This is a genomic window from Silvania sp., assembly GCF_051656365.1.
GTDB classification, from domain to species: Bacteria; Pseudomonadota; Gammaproteobacteria; order Enterobacterales; family Enterobacteriaceae; genus Enterobacter; species Enterobacter hatchlandensis.
In genome coordinates, this window is sequence record NZ_JBOGBT010000109.1 from 1 (window position 1) to 17,294 (window position 17,294).

Consider the following 17,294-nt stretch of genomic DNA (forward strand, 5'->3'; position numbering starts at 1 on the left):
CAGATCCAGCGCATACCACTCGGAGAAGATGGTGGTGTGGTTTTTCAGGTTTTGCTGATACAGGGTGTGCAACAGCGCGTGACCGGTACGGTCCGCTGCCGCTGCAGTACGTGCCGCCTGCTCGCCGCCGAAGTTCTTCGACTGGCCGCCAAACGGACGCTGATAGATGGTGCCGTCTTCCAGACGGGAGAATGGCAGACCCATATGGTCCAGCTCCAGAATCGCTTCCGGGCCGGTTTTACACATATATTCGATGGCGTCCTGGTCACCGATGTAATCGGAGCCTTTTACCGTGTCATACATGTGCCATTCCCAGTTATCTTCATGGGTATTACCGAGCGCCACGGTGATGCCACCCTGCGCAGAAACGGTATGGGAACGGGTCGGGAACACTTTAGAGAGCAGCGCACAGGTCTGGCCGCTCTGGGAAATTTGCAGTGCCGCGCGCATACCTGCGCCACCGGCACCAATCACGACAGCATCAAATTCTCTGACTGGCAGTTTCATCACACACCCCACACCACAACGAATCCATAAATAACGTAAACCACCAGTGCAACCACGATTGCCAGCTGCAGCGGCAGGCGAATAGCCAGGGGTTTAACGTAATCGGTCAGTACCTGCCACATGCCGATCCAGGCGTGGATCAGGATGGAAAACAGCGCCAGCAGGGTGAAGACTTTGGTGAAAGCAGAACCGAAGAAGCCGGTCCAGATTTCCCACGTCAGGTCGCCGCTGGTGGCAAAGAAACCGATCATGTAGATGATGTAGAGCGTGAGTACGATGGCGGTAGCACGGACCAGAATGAAGTCATGTACGCCGTTGCGTCCAAATGCGGAGGCGTTGCTTACCATACGAGAACTCCTGCAAGAAGTGAAAGCACGACAGTGATGACAAATGAAATGTTAGCGGTTCGTTTGCCGGCTTCGAAGGTCTCTTCCAGATAACCAAAGTCCATCAGCATATGACGCACACCCACGACGACGTGGTAGGCCAACGCGGTCAGGATGCCCCACATGATAAATTTCACGAAGAAACCGTTCATGATGGCAGAGGCCTGCTGGAATCCTTCCGGAGACGAGAGGCTGGTACCGAGCAACCACAAGAGGATACCCACCGCGACAAACGTGATCACACCGGATACACGATGAAGGATGGACGCTATTGCCGTTACAGGGAATCGGATCGTTTTCAGATCCAGATTGACAGGTCTTTGTTTTTTCACATTTCTTATCATGAATAACGCCCACATGCTGTTCTTATTGTTTCCTTCCTCCGGACTGCGTGCGGGTCAGACAGCGTGCCTTTTATATAACTACGCGTCATGTATAACATCGCTTCCAGATGTTCAAATGACGCATTACAACGCTGGTTGGCTCGGGATTGCAGGGTTTTCCGGAGACCTGGCGGCAGTATAGGGCGTTCACAAAATCATTACAATTAACCTACATACAGTTTGTCGGGTTTTATGCCGAACAGTGATCAGAGTCACGATAACAACATCTTTTTAAATTTTAATCATCTGATTTGACAAATGTTAAACATTATTGTTACAAACGTCACCAGAAAAGGCATATAATGCGCAAAAGTTATGAGGTCTCTCTTTCACCTGAGAATAAGTTATGTAACAGTGTGATGGTATTGACCGAAGTTATCAGGACAGTTATTAGTGATATACAGGTTTGAATAATTCGGACTGCGCAAACACTGATTTGCTGTTACTTCTCTGATTTCTCATTTGTTTACCTGCTAGCGCCATTGCTCTGTACCCAGGTTTCCTCCTCGTGAGCTGAGCGGCGAGCCCAATAACAAACTGGTAACAATGATTAAACAGCTGAATGCAAATCCGGGATACGGGCAGTCTTAAGCAATAAGGCGCTAAGGAGACCGTAAATGGCTGATACAAAGGCAAAACTCACCCTAAATGGTGACGCTGCTATTGAACTGGATGTGCTAAAAGGCACGCTCGGTCAGGATGTTATTGATATCCGTACCCTGGGTTCAAAAGGTGTCTTCACCTTCGATCCAGGTTTCACCTCTACCGCATCTTGTGAATCCAAAATCACCTATATCGACGGTGATGAAGGTATCCTGCTGCACCGCGGTTTTCCCATCGATCAGTTAGCCACTGAATCCAACTATCTGGAAGTGTGCTATATCCTGCTGAACGGCGAAAAGCCGAGCCAGGAACAGTACGATGAGTTCAAAACCACCGTAACCCGCCACACCATGATTCATGAGCAGATCACCCGTCTGTTCCATGCGTTCCGTCGCGATTCACATCCGATGGCCGTGATGTGCGGCATCACCGGTGCGCTGGCCGCGTTCTATCACGATTCGCTGGACGTAAATAACCAGCGTCACCGCGATATCGCGGCGTTCCGTCTGCTGTCGAAAATGCCGACCATGGCGGCGATGTGCTACAAATACTCCATCGGTCAGCCGTTCGTTTATCCACGCAACGACCTCTCCTACTCAGGTAACTTCCTGCGTATGATGTTCGCCACGCCGTGTGAAGAGTACGAAATCAACCCGGTGCTGGAACGCGCCATGGACCGTATTCTGATCCTGCACGCGGACCACGAGCAGAACGCCTCTACCTCTACCGTACGTACCGCAGGCTCTTCAGGCGCGAACCCGTTCGCCTGTATCGCTGCGGGCATTGCCTCCCTGTGGGGACCGGCACACGGCGGCGCGAACGAAGCTGCGCTGAAGATGCTGGAAGAGATCAGCTCCGTTGAACACATTCCAGAATTCGTACGTCGTGCGAAAGACAAAAACGACTCCTTCCGTCTGATGGGCTTTGGTCATCGTGTTTACAAAAACTACGATCCGCGCGCGACCGTAATGCGTGAAACCTGCCATGAAGTGCTGAAAGAGTTGGGCACCAAAGACGACCTGCTGCAGGTGGCGATGGAGCTGGAACACATTGCGCTGAACGACCCGTACTTTATCGAGAAGAAACTGTACCCGAACGTCGATTTCTACTCGGGCATCATCCTGAAAGCGATGGGTATTCCGTCTTCCATGTTCACCGTGATCTTCGCGATGGCCCGTACCGTGGGCTGGATTGCGCACTGGAACGAAATGCACACCGACGGGATGAAAATTGCGCGTCCACGCCAGCTGTATACCGGCTACGACCAGCGCGACTTCAAAACCGACGTCGCAAAACACTAAGCCAGAACGCCGGGGAACGCCCCGGCATTTTGTGCCTGAATACCAAAATGGCCTCCCGGCAATGGGCGGCCATTTTTTATCGCTTTTTGCGCCATTCCGGCGATACACTCCGTCAACCATTTTTCGCAGAACATCAGCATAAAATCCGTAAAACTAGACATCACTCGGATTTTCGTCTTAAAGTCCCCCGGGTACCACTAGACAAAACCACCAGAAGGTTATCAAATAGTTAAATAATATATCGCTGAATGTAAAAGAAAGACCCATCACGATGGTCAATAACATTTCAGTGTCGACCAACATCACGGCATACCTTTCGGGAGTATTTATGCAACCCTCAGCCAGTCAACACGAAAGCCGAACGTTCTTCGGCCATCCTTATCCGCTGGGCTCGCTCTTCTTCACAGAGATGTGGGAGCGATTCTCGTTCTACGGCATTCGCCCGCTTCTGATCCTGTTTATGGCGGCAACCGTATACGACGGCGGCATGGGGCTGGCGCGTGAAAACGCCTCGGCCATCGTCGGGATCTTTGCCGGCAGCATGTACCTGGCCGCGCTGCCGGGCGGCTGGCTGGCGGATAACTGGCTCGGCCAGCAAAAAGCCGTCTGGTACGGTTCAATTCTGATTGCCCTCGGCCATCTGTCGATTGCCCTCTCCGCCTTTATGGGCAGCAGCCTGTTCTTTATCGGCCTGATGTTTATCGTGCTCGGCTCCGGCCTGTTCAAGACCTGTATCTCGGTGATGGTCGGCACGTTGTACAAGAAAGACGATGCCCGTCGTGATGGTGGCTTCTCGCTATTCTATATGGGCATTAACATGGGGTCGTTTATCGCGCCGCTGATCTCTGGCTGGCTGATTAAAACCCACGGCTGGCACTGGGGCTTTGGTATTGGCGGTATCGGAATGCTGGTGGCGTTAGTCATCTTCCGTCTGTTTGCCGTGCCGGCGATGAAACGCTACGACAGCGAAGTGGGCCTCGACTCCACCTGGAATAACCCGGTGGCGAAGAAAAACGGCGTGGGCGCATGGCTGCTGGCGCTGGCCGTCGGCGTGGCGGTGATTGTGACGCTGATTGCCCAGGGCGTGATTGTGATTAACCCTGTGGCGGTTGCCAGCGTGCTGGTGTATGTCATTGCCGTCTCGGTGGCGCTGTATTTTATCTGGCTGTTTGTGTTTGCCGGGCTGAACCGCAAAGAGCGCGCCAGGCTGCTGGTGTGCTTTATCCTGCTGGTCTCCGCCGCCTTCTTCTGGTCGGCGTTCGAACAGAAACCGACCTCATTCAACCTGTTTGCCAACGATTACACCAACCGCATGATAGGTGATTTTGAGATCCCGGCAGTGTGGTTCCAGTCCATCAACGCGCTGTTTATTATTATTCTGGCACCGATCTTCAGCTGGGCCTGGCCTGCGCTGGCGCGTAAAAACGTGCGTCCGGGCAGTATCACCAAGTTTGTTATCGGTATTTTGTTTGCCGCTGGCGGCTTTGGCCTGATGATGCTGGCCGCGCAAAACGTCCTTAATGGCGCAGGCGCGGGCGTATCCCCCCTGTGGCTGGTGGGCAGTATCCTGATGCTGACCCTGGGTGAGCTGTGCCTGAGCCCGATTGGGCTTGCCACCATGACCCTGCTGGCACCGGAGAGAATGCGCGGCCAGATGATGGGCCTGTGGTTCTGTGCCAGTGCGCTCGGTAATCTGGCGGCAGGCCTGATTGGCGGTCACGTGAAGGCCGATCAGCTGGATATGCTGCCTGACCTGTTCGCCCGCTGCTCCATCGCGCTGCTGATCTGTGCCGCGGTGCTGATCGTGCTGATTGTCCCGGTGCGTCGCATGCTGGCGAACGCGCAGGTGAAGGAAGCCCCTAAACCGGTGACTACCGCCTGATTCAACGCCATAACATGCAAAAGCCGGGATTCACCCGGCTTTTTTATTTCTGACACCCAGGGCACCAGTAGAATGGTCGTGACGAAAGGTGAGTTCGCTCAATCGCCCCCCCGCACCGCTCGCAGGGTTTCCCCTCCCGATGAAAGACCTTAAAGCGAAACAGCGCCCCGTGATGCTTATTGTCATCCACCACCCCGCGCGTGGTATACGACAGGCGCGGGATCGCCAGCAGCGCCTGCGCAAGCGCGTCAAGCTGCACCTCGCTCAACTGAGCGGCTTTGTGCTGCGCCGCCAACGCCACCTCCCAAAGGATCTCCACCCGTAGATAGTTGCCCAACCCGGCAAGAAACGCCTGGTCCAGCAGCAGGCCGGAAAACTGCCGATTGCGAAACCGGGGCGACAGCAGCCGCGCTTTGACATCCTCTGCCGTCAGCCGGACATCCAGCACGTCCGGCCCGACCCGCTGTAGAAACGGATGGGTGGTGAGCTGTTCCGGGGTGAGCATTTCAATGTCCGAGGCGCTGTACAGCAGGACGGTTTTCTCTGCGGTTTGCAGCTTCACCCGCAGCACCCGCGTGGTTTGCGGTTCATCGCCGGTCTCAACCACCCGCCAGACGCCGTATAGCTGGTTATGGCTGTAGAGCGTCAGCTGATTCGAAAAGTGGGTCAGCAGCGCTTTGCCGCGTGTTTCTATCTGCGTCACCGTCTGGCCGACAAGCTGTGACGAGTAAGGCGCTAGCTGCGGGAAGGCAAACCACACCTCAGTGAGTGGTTTGCCTTTGATCGCCGCCTCCAGGCTATCCGCTGCACGGCGGATCTCCGGACCTTCTGGCATGTTTACATCCTTATTTAGTGTGTTGCACCGCCAGTCGCTTTAATGTCCATCGTCTGGCGTAATCCAACCGCAATGGCGATCTCCAGCGCCTGCTTCACGGTCTGCGCCGCCATGCTCGGGGCACCGGGATGGGCTGCCGCCTGCTCGGGCAGATAAGGGATATGGATGAACCCGCCCTTCGTACCCGGTTTATCCGCCAGCTTATGCAGCAGGCCATACATCACGTGATTACAGACAAACGTCCCGGCAGTCTGGGACACCGAGGCCGGAACCCCGGCTTCGCGCAGCGCCGCCACCATCGCTTTAATGGGTAGCGTGCTAAACCACGCCGCCGGGCCGTCCGCCACAATGGCGACGTCCACCGGCTGCTGGCCGATATTATCCGCGATGCGCGCGTCGTCGACGTTGATGCCCACGCGTTCGACGGTGACATCAACCCGCCCGCCCGCCTGCCCCACGGCAATCACCAGCGTTGGGTCGAGTTCGTCGATGGCGGCATTGAGCACCGACAACGCCTCACCAAATACGCACGGCAGCTGGCGCGTCACCACGCGACAGCCGTCAATATGCATCCCTTCCAGCTGTTTAACCACTTCCCAGGAGGGGTTAATACTCTCTCCGCCAAAAGGGTCAAAACCGGTCATTAATACGGTTCGCATCATCTCTCCTTACAGGAACATCAGGAAGTACAGCAGGAACACGTTGGTGATCAGCAGGAGCACGCCTGTCGGCACCTGCGCTTTGATCACCGCATTTTTATCCGGCAGCTCCAGTAGTGCCGCGGGGACGATGTTAAAGTTGGCCGCCATTGGCGTCATCAGGGTGCCGCAGTAGCCAGAGAACATGCCAATCGCCGCCATCACCGCCGGATTACCGCCGTGCTGCAGAACCAGAATGGGGATGCCGATCCCGGCGGTGACAATCGGGAAGGCGGCGAAGGCGTTCCCCATCACCATCGTCAGCAGCGCCATGCCGATGGCATACACCGCAACGGCGATAAAGCGGCTGTCCACCGCCAGATAGGTTTTGGTCAGCCAGGAGATACCGTCACCCACGCCTGCGGCGGTAAACAGCAGCCCCAGGGTGGCGAGGATTTGCGGCAGGATAAACGCCCAGCCGATGGAGTCCAGCAGACGGCGCGCCTCCTGGATTGGCTGATGCACTTTCTCATGCGTCATCTTCACCGCCATTCCGAGGCCTATCAGCGAGCCGACGGTCATCGAGAACAGGGTTACCAGCGTCGAGTGATTCCCCGGCCCGAACAAGCCTTCCTGCAGACCAGGAATATGGTTAAACATTAACACGCCCACCACGGTAACGACTGGGATCGCCAGCGCCGGGTAGAACAGCCGGTTGCCAAGGCGCTTCGCGCTGGCCTCACGCTCCTGCGGTTGACGCTGGTGATAGCTGCCGAGACGCACGCCGCCAAAGCCCGCGATCAGCGCCAGCCCTACCACCGCCACGCCGACGGCGATATGCACGCTGCGTTTATCCCCGACCAGGGCGTAAGTCCAGTCGCCGAGTAAAAACATCAGGCCGTAAATCCCCCAGAACAGCCCGGTGGTCACCCGGCGCGGGTTGGCCTTATCGCGAAACGACATTAGCGCGACAATCAGCAGCACCAGCCCTGCCAGCCAGTAAAGGTAACTCTGTTGGAAATTCATTTCGCCTCTCCCTGCACTTTGGCCAGCTCGCGTTCCAGATGTTTATCCAGCCGCCATAGCCGGGTGGCGTGAATGATAAAGGCGCAAATCGCCGTCGGGATCCCCCACAGGGCAATGTGCAGCGGTTCGGTCTGGATCCCGCCAGACTCCAGCATAAAGTTGTGCATAAAGATGATCGCCCCGAAGGCGACGAAGATATCCTCCCCGAAGAACAGCCCGACGTTGTCGGTGGCGGCAGACATCGCGCGCAGGCGATAGCGCACTGCTCCCGGCAGCTCGCCATACTTCTGCTCTGCGGCCCCTTCAGCCATCGGCGCCAGCAGCGGACGCACCATCTGCGGATGACCGCCAAGGCTGGTCAGCCCCATCGCCGCCGAGGCTTCACGCACGAAGAGGTAGACAATCAGCAGGCGTCCGGAGGTGGCGCTGCGAATTTTGGCGATCCACGCCTGGGCGCGCTCTTTGAGGCCGTGGCGCTCCAGCAGGCCGATAACCGCCAGCGGGATCAGCAGGATATAGGGCAAGTTACGGGTATTCAGGAACCCTTCGCCCAGCTTTTCCAGAATGGTGGCGAGGGGCATATGCGCCGCCAGACCGGTGACGATCCCGGCGACAATGACCACCAGCACCGGGTTAAAACGTAATAGAAATCCAACCACAATCACCGCGATACCGATGAGTGGCCAGAGGGATAGCGTCTCTGCCATGATAATGTTCCTGTTATTGTGTTACATATGTTGTGTTTACAGCCGTGCGTTACGCACTGATTTTTATGTTGTTTGCTTCAAATTCATTGCGCAGACGCCGCGCAAAGGCCAGCGCATGTTCCCCGTCACCGTGGATACACACCGTCTGCGCATGCACGCAGGCCCACTCACCGGTAATACTTTTCACCCGACCGCGCTGGATCATCTCCAGCGTTTGCGCCAGGGCCTGGTTTTCATCGCTAATCAGCGCCCCGGCCTGGGTGCGCGGCACCAGACTGCCGTCCGCCTGATAGCCCCGATCCGCGAAGACCTCTTCCCGGGTGATCAGGCCGTGGCGCGTCCCGGCGCGAATCAACTCGCTGCCCGCCAGCCCCACCAGGATCAAATCAGGATCGACAGTAGAGACCGCACGCGCGATGGCATCCGCCAGCTCGGGCTCTTTTGCCGCCTGGTTATAGAGCATGCCGTGAGGTTTAACGTGGCGTAGCTGCCCCCCTTCAGCCCGGGTGATAGCCGCCAGGGCGCCAATCTGGTACAGCATCTGGGCGTACACCGTCTCCGGCGGCAGGGTCATGGCGGTACGGCCAAAATTCTCCCGGTCAGGGAAGCTGGGATGCGCCCCGATGGCGACGCCGTTTCTCAGCGCCTCACGCACGCTGGCAAGCATTGTTTCTGCATCCCCGGCGTGAAAGCCGCAGGCGATGTTCGCTGAGGAGACCAGCTGTAACAGGGCGGCATCGCTGCCGCAGCCTTCGCCCAGATCTGCATTTAAATCAATGGCGATCATGTAACCTCCATGCCAGTTGCTCGATGTAGTGCTTCTGCACCCGCCGCGCCTCCAGTGCCTCATCCAGCGTACAGGGGACAAAGTGGATCGGTTGTCCGAGCGGGACCTGCGCCAGATGGTACATATCCGCCTCGATAACGCAGGCTATGCGCGGATAGCCCCCGGTGGTTTGAGCATCATTCATCAGGATGATCGGCTGCCCGTTATGCGGTACCTGGATAACCCCCGGCAGCAGCCCGTGGGAGACCATCTCGCGGTCGGTGGTGCGCTGCAGTTTTTGCCCCTGCAGGCGATAGCCCATGCGATTACTTTGCGGGCTGAGCTGCCACGGCAGACGCCAGAGCGCATCCTGAGAGGCCTGATCGAACTCGTGGTACTCCGGGCCCGGCAGCGCACGCACGCGATTGCCCCACAGCAGCTGTTTAACCCCCTGCGCGTCGAGGAATTCACGGCCGCCAGCACGAACATTTAACCGGTCGCCATCTTTCAGCAAACGACCTTCAAACCCGCCAAGCCCCACCTTCAGATCGGTGCTGAGGGAGTTCATCACCGGCGGCACATCAAACCCGCCGGCAATCGCCAGATAGCTGCGCATCCCGTGTACCGGACGGTTAAGGGTCAGGCGCTGGCCGGCTTTCACCTGCAGGCGCCAGCCGGTCCACACCGCCGCGCCATCAAGCCGGGCATCGCAGCCCGCGCCTGTCAGGGCAAACCAGCCGTCACGCTCAAATTCGAAGGTACACTGGCCGAGGGTGATTTCCAGTGCGGCGTCGTTTGGCTCATTGCCCACCAGCAGGTTGCCGATCTGCAGCGCCGGTTTATCCAGCGCGCCGCAGTAGCTGATCCCCGACTGGCGAAAACCGAGGCGGCCTCCGTCCTGCACCGAGGTGTAGAGTCCCGCGCGAATGATTTTTAACATACCCCCTCCTTCTGCGGGATAAACCGCACGGTATCGCCCGGACGCAGCAGCACCGGCTCGTCCCGCTGCGGATCAAATAGCGGTAATGGGGTGTGGCCGATCAGCTGCCAGCCGCCCGGCGTGACCAGCGGATAAATGCCGGTCTGCGAACCGCCAATGCCCACCGAACCCGCAGGCACCTGCAAACGAGGTTCATCCCGGCGCGGGGTCGCCAGCCGCTCGGGCAGCCCGCCCAGATACGGGAAGCCCGGCTGAAATCCCAAAAACCAGACCACGTAATCAATCGAAGCGTGAAGCTCAACGACCTGTTTTTCGCTCAATCCGGCGTGACGGGCCACTTCGCCGAGATCCGGCCCGGCCGCAGTGCCATACACTACGGGGATTTCGATAAAGCGAGAGTCCGGCTCCAGCGCCTCGCTCTCCTCCCACCAGCGCTGTAAACGCTCAATCGCATCCAGCGCCACCGAGTGCGGATTACGCAGCACCACGGTGATGTTATTCATCCCGGGAATGGCTTCCACCACCTCGGGGATTTCGCCCAGTCGCTGGGTTAAACGCCAGATCCTTTTTTGCGTCGCCAGCGTCACCGGCGGCTCCAGTTCCAGCACTACGGCGGTTTCGCCTAACAGATAACAACGTGCTCGCTGCACTTACGCACCTCTCATCAGGCTGGATTAGGGATATCCACAAAGGTGACATCCAGGTCAGTGGTTTCGGTCAGCCATTCGCTAAGGGCACGAATACCGCCGCGCTCGGTGGCATGATGGCCTGCCGCATAGAAATGCAGCCCCTGCTCCCGGGCAGAATGAATGGTTTGCTCAGAGACTTCGCCGGTGATAAACGCATCGACGCCAAATCGCGCCGCGCTGTCGATAAAGTTTTGTCCGCCACCTGTACACCAGGCCACGCGCTTCACCGTATCTGGCCCGGTATCGCCGCTCCACAGCGGACGACGGCCCAGACGGGCCTCAATCCAGGATGCCAGTTCAAGTCCCGAAACAGGCATCGACAGCTCACCCCACGGCACCAGCGGTTCGATTTCCCCCTTCACCGTGATGCCCAGCAGGGCGGCCAGCTGAGCGTTGTTGCCCAGCTCCGGGTGCGCATCCAGCGGCAGATGCCAGCCATACAGGTTGATGTCGTTTTCCAGCAGCGTCTTCAGTCGATTACGCTTCATTCCACGGATCACCAGGGATTCCCCTTTCCAGAAATAACCGTGGTGGACGATCACCGCGTCTGCCTGCTGGCGAACGGCCTCATCCAGCAGCGCCTGGCTTGCGGTCACGCCGGTGATAATCTTGTGTACCTTTTCACGCCCTTCAACCTGCAGACCATTCGGTGCATAGTCACTGAAGCTGGCACTGTTTAGTTTGTCGTTAATCAGGCTTTCCAGTTCACTGTTTTTCATCATGACTCCCTTACGCTTTACGGGCGGCTTCATACGCAGCCAGAGTGGCAACGCGCGCCTGTTTATGGTCGACTACCGGGCGGGGATAATTCAGCGTCACGCCGTGCTTATCCGCCCAGCTCCATGGCTCGTGCAACGCCTTGTCAGGCACATCATCAAGTTCTGGCAGCCAGCGGCGAACAAACTCGCCGCTGGCGTCAAACTTCTGCCCCTGGGTTGTCGGGTTAAAAATACGAAAATACGGCGCTGCATCGGTTCCGGTCGACGCAGCCCACTGCCAGCCCCCGTTGTTGGCGGCCAGATCGCCGTCGATCAGCTGAGAGATAAAATAGCGCTCCCCCATTCGCCAGTCGATAAGCAGATCCTTCACCAGAAAGCTGGCGGTAATCATCCGCAGACGGTTATGCATCCAGCCCGTTTCGTTAAGCTGACGCATGGCGGCATCGACAATCGGATAGCCGGTCTGCCCGGTTTGCCAGGCCTCCAGAAGAGTGTCATCGTGCTGCCAGTTTACGTTATCCGTCCAACGGATGAATGGGCGATGTTTACATAAATCAGGATGATACGTCATCAGGTGACGGTAAAATTCACGCCAGATGAGTTCGTTAAGCCAAACCGCACCGGGCCCGCCCTCCAGCGCCTTCGGCTGCTCGACCAGCAGCCGATGCAGACACTGGCGCGGCGACAAGACACCCAGCGCCAGGCAGGCGGAGAGTCGACTGGTGCCTTCGATGGCCGGGAAATCGCGCTGCAATTCATACTCACCCGCCCCTTGCTGGCAGAAACGGCGCAGCTGGGCGATTGCCGCTTTTTCGCTGGCTGGGAACAGATCGCTGTCGAACGCCTGCCGGGGATAGTCGAAATCCAGCGCGGTGGGCGTAATCTTTTCGCCCTCTCGCACCGCTGGGGCCGACGCACACTCCGGCAGTCCCTCTTTCAGGCGGCGCAGGTACGCGTTTTTAAAGGGGGTGAAGACTTTGTACATCTCGTGATTGCCAGTCATCACGCTGCCGGGCGGCAGCATCACACTGTCATCAAATCCCTGACAGACCACCGTCTCCAGCTCGCGCTCCAGCTGTCGATCGCGCTGCTGTTCGTTGAGCTCATACTGATAGTTGTAGAAGAGGTGCGTCACGTCGTGCTGGTCACAAATCTGCAAAACCTGCTGACGCTGGGCGGCAAAGTCGCTCACCTGGGCATAAATCAGCGGGATACCTTTGTCGGCCAGCTGCTGCTGTAAATCGGTAAGATGGGCATACAGACAGGCCGCCTGACGTGGGGCCATATGGTGTTGCGTCCACTGCTGCGGCGTGGCGATAAACAGCGCCAGCACGCGGGCGTTTTTATGGCGACAGGCGGCCGCGAGCGCCAGGTTATCGTGGATGCGTAAATCAGCGCGAAACCAGACCAGATGGGTGGGCATAACACTCCAGGATTATCGTCCGTAACATATATAAGTCACCGAGGATACTTCTTCTTAACAAGTGTAGCCATAACGCAATAAAAAAGGCCGCCTGGCGGCGGCCTTAACAGTTGACTGATGCTGTGTGCAGTCTTTGCTTAATAAAAATCGCAGGTGGCTTTTTCAGCCTGATCCATCCACACCGGTTTTTCACTGGTCTTCGCCCATACGCGGTGTAAATAGCTATAAAAACGGGCACGATCTTTCCAGAAAAGCATCACGGGTAACGCCAGAACACCGGCCATTACGGCGAAGGTGCGGCGAATAAAAACGATATGTGCCGGATACTCTTTGTAAAATTCCATCATTTTCTCCCCTTTCTCTGGCCGGAAACTCTCTCCGGGAAATGAAACTGGTTATCTGGTGAAAATAGTACCGCTTTGGCTGTAATTTTACTACTCATCCGACCACTCTTTTTCATTGGTTTAGTGAATATTTACACTTCTTTCGTAATTTAGTTACATAAAAGTTAAATTAATACTAACCATTAGTTAAATCATGGCTTTGGCATCTTTATACTTTTTTTATATCTCCCCACCTGATTTTTGCAAAATCTTTGCGCCCGACATTCTACCTTTGCACCATTACTAACGTCACCCGGAGGTGAATTGTGAGTGCAGGTGTGATTGCTGGCATCGTGCTGGTGTTCCTGTTAATGGGCTATCTGATTTATGCCCTGATTAACGCGGAGGCATTCTGATGGCCGCACAAGGATTTCTGCTTATCGCTGGCTTTTTGCTGGTGCTGTTCGTGCTTGCCCGTCCGCTCGGGTTGCTGCTGGCGCGGATGATTAACGGCCTTCCGCTGCCTGGGCTGCAATCCGTTGACGGCGCTTTGCTACGCGGGCTTGGGATCCGCACGCTGGAGATGGGCTGGCGTCATTATCTGGGCGCGATCCTGCTGCTAAATGGGATCGGTCTTCTGGTGCTGTTTGCCCTGCTAATGCTGCAGGGCTATCTGCCACTCAATCCGCAGCAACTTCCGGGTCTCTCCTGGCACCTGGCGCTGAATACGGCAGTCAGTTTTGTCAGCAATACCAACTGGCAATCCTATGCCGGTGAAAGCACCCTAAGCTATTTCAGCCAGATGGCGGGGTTGACGGTGCAAAACTTCCTTTCAGCGGCCAGCGGTATCGCGGTGATCTTCGCCCTGACCCGCGCCTTTGCCCGCCAGAATGTCACTACCCTGGGCAACGCATGGGTCGATATTACCCGTATTACCCTGTGGGTATTGCTCCCCCTGTCGCTGGTGATTGCCCTGCTGTTTATTCAGCAGGGCGTGCTGCAAAACCTGCTGCCGTATCAGCCCTTCACCTCGCTGGAGGGGGCAAAACAGCTTTTACCCATGGGGCCTGTGGCCTCGCAGGAAGCGATTAAAATGCTCGGCACCAACGGCGGGGGTTTTTTCAACGCCAACTCCGCGCATCCGTTTGAGAACCCAACCGCCCTGACCAACGCCGTGCAGATGCTGGCGATCTTCCTGATCCCCACCGCCCTGTGCTTTGCCTTTGGCGATGCGGTGAACGATCGCCGCCAGGGACACGCGATCCTGTGGGCGATGTCGGTCATCTTCGTGGTCTGTGCCGCACTGGTGATGGGGGCCGAGTGGCAGGGTAACGCTCATTTCACCCTGCTCGGGGCGGACAGCAGTATCAACATGGAGGGCAAAGAGAGCCGCTTCGGTATTCTCGCCAGCAGCCTGTATGCGGTGGTCACCACCGCCGCCTCCTGCGGGGCGGTGAACGCCATGCACGACTCCTTTACCGCGTTGGGCGGGATGATCCCACTGTGGCTGATGCAGATCGGCGAAGTGGTGTTCGGCGGCGTCGGCTCGGGCCTGTACGGCATGCTGCTGTTCGTACTGCTGGCGGTGTTTATCGCCGGGCTGATGATTGGCCGCACCCCGGAATATCTGGGCAAAAAAATCGACGTGCGTGAGATGAAGCTAACCGCGCTGGCGATCCTCGTCACCCCTGCGCTGGTGCTGCTCGGCACCGCGCTGGCCCTGATGACCGAGGCCGGACGCAGCGGCATCTTCAACCCCGGCATCCACGGTTTTAGCGAGGTGTTGTACGCCGTTTCGTCTGCCGCCAATAACAACGGCAGTGCTTTTGCGGGCCTGAGCGCCAACACACCGTTCTGGAACTGCCTGCTGGCGTTCTGCATGTTGGTCGGCCGCTTTGGGGTGATTGTGCCGGTGATGGCGATTGCCGGGGCACTGGTCAGCAAGAAAATCCAGCCCGCCTCAAGCGGCACGCTGCCGACCTGCGGGGCGCTGTTTGTCGGCCTGTTGATCGGCACTGTGCTGCTGGTCGGCGCCCTCACCTTTATCCCCGCCCTCGCATTAGGCCCGGTCGCGGAACATCTCTCTTTACGCTGATTTTGCGGAGTATTCGTCATGAGTCGTAAGCAACTGGCCCTGCTTGAACCCTCTCTGGTTCGTCAGGCGCTGAAGGACGCGGTAAAAAAATTAGATCCACGCGGACAATGGCGCAACCCGGTGATGTTTATCGTCTGGCTGGGCAGCCTGCTGACCACCGTGCTGGCCATCGCCATGGCCAGTGGTCAACTGGCCGGCAGTGCAACCTTTACCGCTGCAATAAGCCTGTGGCTGTGGTTCACCGTGCTGTTTGCCAACGTCGCCGAAGCGCTGGCCGAAGGGCGCAGCAAAGCGCAGGCCAACAGCCTGAAGGGGGTACAGAAAACAGCGTTTGCCCGCAAGCTGCGTGAGCCCAAATACGGTGCTGCAACAGATGCGGTTCCGGCTGATGCGCTGCGTAAAGGCGACATCGTGCTGGTGGAAGCGGGCGACATTATTCCCTGCGACGGGGAAGCGATCGAAGGCGGTGCCTCGGTGGATGAAAGCGCCATTACCGGTGAATCGGCACCGGTTATTCGTGAGTCCGGCGGGGATTTTGCCTCGGTCACCGGCGGGACGCGCATTCTCTCCGACTGGCTGGTGATCCAGTGCAGCGTCAATCCGGGCGAGACCTTTCTCGATCGCATGATCGCCATGGTCGAAGGGGCACAGCGCCGCAAAACGCCTAATGAAATCGCCCTGACTATTCTGCTGGTGGCGCTGACTCTCGTCTTCCTGCTGGCAACCGCCACCCTGTGGCCGTTCTCCGCGTACGGCGGTACGGCGGTGAGCGTCACCGTACTGGTCGCCCTGCTGGTGTGCCTGATCCCGACAACCATCGGCGGCCTGCTGTCGGCCATCGGCGTGGCGGGCATGAGCCGGATGCTGGCGGCCAACGTCATTGCCACCAGCGGCCGGGCGGTAGAGGCGGCAGGCGACGTAGACGTGCTGCTGCTGGATAAAACCGGCACCATTACGCTGGGGAATCGTCAGGCATCCGAATTTCTGCCTGCGCCAGGCGTCGAGGAGAAAACGCTGGCCGACGCGGCGCAGCTGGCCTCGCTGGCAGATGAAACCCCGGAAGGTCGCAGCATCGTGATCCTCGCCAAACAGCGCTTTAACCTGCGTCAGCGCGACGTTCAGAGCCTGCACGCCACCTTCGTGCCGTTTACGGCACAGACGCGAATGAGCGGGATTAACATTCAGGACCGGCTGATTCGCAAAGGATCGGTGGACGCCATTCGCCATCATATTGCGGCCAATAACGGCCACTTCCCGCCGCAGGTCGATACGCTGGTGGAAAACGTGGCGCGTCAGGGTGCGACCCCGCTGGTGGTGGCGGAAGGCGCTGCGGTGCTGGGTGTGATCGCCCTGAAGGATGTGGTGAAGGGCGGCATTAAAGAGCGCTTCGCCCAGCTGCGTAAAATGGGCATTAAAACGGTGATGATCACCGGGGATAACCGCCTGACGGCTGCCGCCATCGCCGCTGAAGCGGGCGTTGATGACTTTCTTTCAGAAGCCACTCCGGAAGCCAAGCTGGCGCTGATCCGCCAGTATCAGGCCGAAGGACGACTGGTGGCGATGACCGGCGACGGCACCAACGATGCCCCGGCGCTGGCGCAGGCGGATGTCGCCGTGGCGATGAACTCCGGTACCCAGGCGGCAAAAGAGGCGGGCAATATGGTCGATCTCGACTCGAACCCTACCAAGCTGATTGAAGTGGTGCACATCGGCAAGCAGATGCTAATGACCCGGGGCTCGCTCACTACCTTTAGCATCGCTAACGACGTGGCGAAGTATTTCGCCATTATTCCGGCGGCGTTTGCCGCGACCTATCCGCAGTTGAACGCCCTGAACGTGATGCACCTGCACTCCCCTGCCTCGGCTATCCTGAGCGCAGTGATCTTTAACGCGCTGATCATTATTTTTCTGATTCCGCTGGCGCTAAAAGGCGTGAGCTACAGGCCGCTGACCGCCGCCGCCATGCTGCGCCGCAATCTGTGGATTTACGGTCTGGGTGGGCTGGTGGTGCCGTTTATCGGCATCAAAGCCATTGACCTGCTGTTAACTGTATCCGGGCTGGTTTAAGAGG

Annotated in this window: 20 protein-coding genes; 6 read left to right on the forward strand and 14 right to left on the reverse strand. The window is 57.7% G+C overall.

The window, feature by feature from the left end:
• The 3 genes from ACRDD5_RS21760 to sdhC all read right to left on the reverse strand — a co-directional run.
• A partial coding sequence (locus tag ACRDD5_RS21760; RefSeq protein WP_438677965.1) for an FAD-binding protein occupies nt 1-507 on the reverse strand: 507 nt, incomplete at its 3' end.
• Nucleotides 507-854 carry a succinate dehydrogenase membrane anchor subunit gene (gene sdhD, locus ACRDD5_RS21765; protein ID WP_271269185.1) on the reverse strand — a complete coding sequence of 116 codons (348 nt, stop codon included), beginning with the start codon at nt 852-854 and terminating at the stop codon, nt 507-509. The genes sdhD and ACRDD5_RS21760, both read right to left, overlap by 1 nt.
• The gene (gene sdhC, locus ACRDD5_RS21770; RefSeq protein ID WP_271281486.1) at nt 848-1,252 is read right to left on the reverse strand and encodes a succinate dehydrogenase cytochrome b556 subunit; all 405 of its coding nucleotides are present in this window, start codon (nt 1,250-1,252) and stop codon (nt 848-850) included. The genes sdhD and sdhC overlap by 7 nt, the downstream gene beginning before the upstream one ends.
• 326 nt (nt 1,253-1,578) lie before the next feature.
• Between sdhC and ACRDD5_RS21775 the strand changes: the two genes are divergently transcribed.
• Together ACRDD5_RS21775 and ACRDD5_RS21780 are read left to right on the forward strand one after the other, a co-directional pair.
• The gene (locus ACRDD5_RS21775) at nt 1,579-1,686 is read left to right on the forward strand and encodes a hypothetical protein (RefSeq protein ID WP_418936630.1); all 108 of its coding nucleotides are present in this window, start codon (nt 1,579-1,581) and stop codon (nt 1,684-1,686) included.
• 207 nt (nt 1,687-1,893) lie between these two features.
• Nucleotides 1,894-3,180 carry a citrate synthase gene (locus tag ACRDD5_RS21780; RefSeq protein ID WP_271281485.1) on the forward strand — a complete coding sequence of 429 codons (1,287 nt, stop codon included), beginning with the start codon at nt 1,894-1,896 and terminating at the stop codon, nt 3,178-3,180.
• Here ACRDD5_RS21780 and ACRDD5_RS21785 read toward each other — a convergent pair.
• Complete coding sequence (locus tag ACRDD5_RS21785) at nt 3,177-3,341, reverse strand: hypothetical protein (RefSeq protein WP_438677966.1); 165 nt, start codon at nt 3,339-3,341, stop codon at nt 3,177-3,179. The genes ACRDD5_RS21780 and ACRDD5_RS21785 overlap by 4 nt on opposite strands.
• Nucleotides 3,342-3,508: 167 nt before the next feature.
• On the opposite strand from ACRDD5_RS21785, the gene ACRDD5_RS21790 reads away from it, so the two are divergent.
• On the forward strand, nt 3,509-5,062 hold the full coding sequence (locus ACRDD5_RS21790; RefSeq protein ID WP_438677967.1) for a peptide MFS transporter: 1,554 nt from the start codon (nt 3,509-3,511) through the stop codon (nt 5,060-5,062).
• Nucleotides 5,063-5,105: 43 nt separating this feature from the next.
• Here the strand turns inward: ACRDD5_RS21790 and nei are convergent, their stop codons facing one another.
• The 10 genes from nei to ACRDD5_RS21840 all read right to left on the reverse strand — a co-directional run bounded on the left by nei (nt 5,106) and on the right by ACRDD5_RS21840 (nt 13,149).
• A complete protein-coding gene (nei, locus tag ACRDD5_RS21795) occupies nt 5,106-5,897 on the reverse strand; it encodes an endonuclease VIII (protein ID WP_271281483.1) in 792 nt (263 codons plus the stop codon).
• 14 nt (nt 5,898-5,911) lie between these two features.
• Nucleotides 5,912-6,556, reverse strand: a complete 645-nt coding sequence (gene pcp / locus ACRDD5_RS21800; RefSeq protein WP_438677968.1) for a pyroglutamyl-peptidase I — start codon at nt 6,554-6,556, stop codon at nt 5,912-5,914.
• 9 nt (nt 6,557-6,565) lie between these two features.
• On the reverse strand, nt 6,566-7,561 hold the full coding sequence (locus ACRDD5_RS21805; RefSeq protein WP_271281481.1) for a DUF979 domain-containing protein: 996 nt from the start codon (nt 7,559-7,561) through the stop codon (nt 6,566-6,568).
• Nucleotides 7,558-8,268 carry a DUF969 domain-containing protein gene (locus ACRDD5_RS21810; RefSeq protein ID WP_271281480.1) on the reverse strand — a complete coding sequence of 237 codons (711 nt, stop codon included), beginning with the start codon at nt 8,266-8,268 and terminating at the stop codon, nt 7,558-7,560. The genes ACRDD5_RS21805 and ACRDD5_RS21810 overlap by 4 nt, the downstream gene beginning before the upstream one ends.
• Before the next feature lie 49 nt (nt 8,269-8,317).
• Entirely contained in the window at nt 8,318-9,052 is a 735-nt protein-coding gene (gene pxpA / locus ACRDD5_RS21815; RefSeq protein ID WP_438677982.1) for a 5-oxoprolinase subunit PxpA, read from the reverse strand.
• On the reverse strand, nt 9,042-9,974 hold the full coding sequence (gene pxpC, locus ACRDD5_RS21820) for a 5-oxoprolinase subunit PxpC (RefSeq protein WP_271281479.1): 933 nt from the start codon (nt 9,972-9,974) through the stop codon (nt 9,042-9,044). The genes pxpA and pxpC overlap by 11 nt, the downstream gene beginning before the upstream one ends.
• Entirely contained in the window at nt 9,968-10,624 is a 657-nt protein-coding gene (gene pxpB / locus ACRDD5_RS21825) for a 5-oxoprolinase subunit PxpB (protein WP_271281478.1), read from the reverse strand. The genes pxpC and pxpB overlap by 7 nt, the downstream gene beginning before the upstream one ends.
• Before the next feature lie 14 nt (nt 10,625-10,638).
• Nucleotides 10,639-11,382 (reverse strand): type 2 GTP cyclohydrolase I, encoded by a 744-nt coding sequence (locus ACRDD5_RS21830; RefSeq protein WP_438677969.1) that lies wholly within the window; start codon nt 11,380-11,382, stop codon nt 10,639-10,641.
• A 10-nt stretch (nt 11,383-11,392) separates the two neighbouring features.
• Nucleotides 11,393-12,805, reverse strand: a complete 1,413-nt coding sequence (gene phrB, locus ACRDD5_RS21835; RefSeq protein WP_438677970.1) for a deoxyribodipyrimidine photo-lyase — start codon at nt 12,803-12,805, stop codon at nt 11,393-11,395.
• Nucleotides 12,806-12,942: 137 nt separating this feature from the next.
• Nucleotides 12,943-13,149 (reverse strand): YbfA family protein, encoded by a 207-nt coding sequence (locus ACRDD5_RS21840; RefSeq protein WP_271281604.1) that lies wholly within the window; start codon nt 13,147-13,149, stop codon nt 12,943-12,945.
• 305 nt (nt 13,150-13,454) lie between these two features.
• Here ACRDD5_RS21840 and kdpF point away from each other — a divergent pair, with 305 nt between their 5' ends.
• From kdpF to kdpB, 3 genes are read left to right on the forward strand one after another with little or no spacing between them, the layout of a single operon-like run.
• Complete coding sequence (gene kdpF / locus ACRDD5_RS21845) at nt 13,455-13,544, forward strand: K(+)-transporting ATPase subunit F (RefSeq protein ID WP_271281475.1); 90 nt, start codon at nt 13,455-13,457, stop codon at nt 13,542-13,544.
• On the forward strand, nt 13,544-15,223 hold the full coding sequence (gene kdpA, locus ACRDD5_RS21850; protein WP_271281474.1) for a potassium-transporting ATPase subunit KdpA: 1,680 nt from the start codon (nt 13,544-13,546) through the stop codon (nt 15,221-15,223). Before kdpF ends, kdpA begins: the two co-directional genes overlap by 1 nt.
• A gap of 18 nt (nt 15,224-15,241) precedes the next feature.
• Entirely contained in the window at nt 15,242-17,290 is a 2,049-nt protein-coding gene (kdpB, locus tag ACRDD5_RS21855; RefSeq protein ID WP_438677971.1) for a potassium-transporting ATPase subunit KdpB, read from the forward strand.
• Nucleotides 17,291-17,294 lie beyond the last annotated feature (4 nt).

Bases quoted from the DNA above. Each gene is read 5' to 3' on its own strand.
- ACRDD5_RS21840 (WP_271281604.1), bottom strand. From the start codon at position 13,149: ATGGAATTTTACAAAGAGTATCCGGCACATATCGTTTTTATTCGCCGC.
- ACRDD5_RS21785 (WP_438677966.1), bottom strand. From the start codon at position 3,341: ATGTCTAGTTTTACGGATTTTATGCTGATGTTCTGCGAAAAATGGTTG.
- ACRDD5_RS21805 (WP_271281481.1), bottom strand. From the start codon at position 7,561: ATGAATTTCCAACAGAGTTACCTTTACTGGCTGGCAGGGCTGGTGCTG.
- kdpA (WP_271281474.1), top strand. From the start codon at position 13,544: ATGGCCGCACAAGGATTTCTGCTTATCGCTGGCTTTTTGCTGGTGCTG.
- sdhC (WP_271281486.1), bottom strand. From the start codon at position 1,252: ATGTGGGCGTTATTCATGATAAGAAATGTGAAAAAACAAAGACCTGTC.
- ACRDD5_RS21775 (WP_418936630.1), top strand. From the start codon at position 1,579: ATGCGCAAAAGTTATGAGGTCTCTCTTTCACCTGAGAATAAGTTATGT.
- ACRDD5_RS21780 (WP_271281485.1), top strand. From the start codon at position 1,894: ATGGCTGATACAAAGGCAAAACTCACCCTAAATGGTGACGCTGCTATT.
- phrB (WP_438677970.1), bottom strand. From the start codon at position 12,805: ATGCCCACCCATCTGGTCTGGTTTCGCGCTGATTTACGCATCCACGAT.
- kdpB (WP_438677971.1), top strand. From the start codon at position 15,242: ATGAGTCGTAAGCAACTGGCCCTGCTTGAACCCTCTCTGGTTCGTCAG.
- nei (WP_271281483.1), bottom strand. From the start codon at position 5,897: ATGCCAGAAGGTCCGGAGATCCGCCGTGCAGCGGATAGCCTGGAGGCG.
- pcp (WP_438677968.1), bottom strand. From the start codon at position 6,556: ATGCGAACCGTATTAATGACCGGTTTTGACCCTTTTGGCGGAGAGAGT.
- ACRDD5_RS21790 (WP_438677967.1), top strand. From the start codon at position 3,509: ATGCAACCCTCAGCCAGTCAACACGAAAGCCGAACGTTCTTCGGCCAT.
- sdhD (WP_271269185.1), bottom strand. From the start codon at position 854: ATGGTAAGCAACGCCTCCGCATTTGGACGCAACGGCGTACATGACTTC.
- ACRDD5_RS21810 (WP_271281480.1), bottom strand. From the start codon at position 8,268: ATGGCAGAGACGCTATCCCTCTGGCCACTCATCGGTATCGCGGTGATT.
- ACRDD5_RS21830 (WP_438677969.1), bottom strand. From the start codon at position 11,382: ATGAAAAACAGTGAACTGGAAAGCCTGATTAACGACAAACTAAACAGT.
- pxpC (WP_271281479.1), bottom strand. From the start codon at position 9,974: ATGTTAAAAATCATTCGCGCGGGACTCTACACCTCGGTGCAGGACGGA.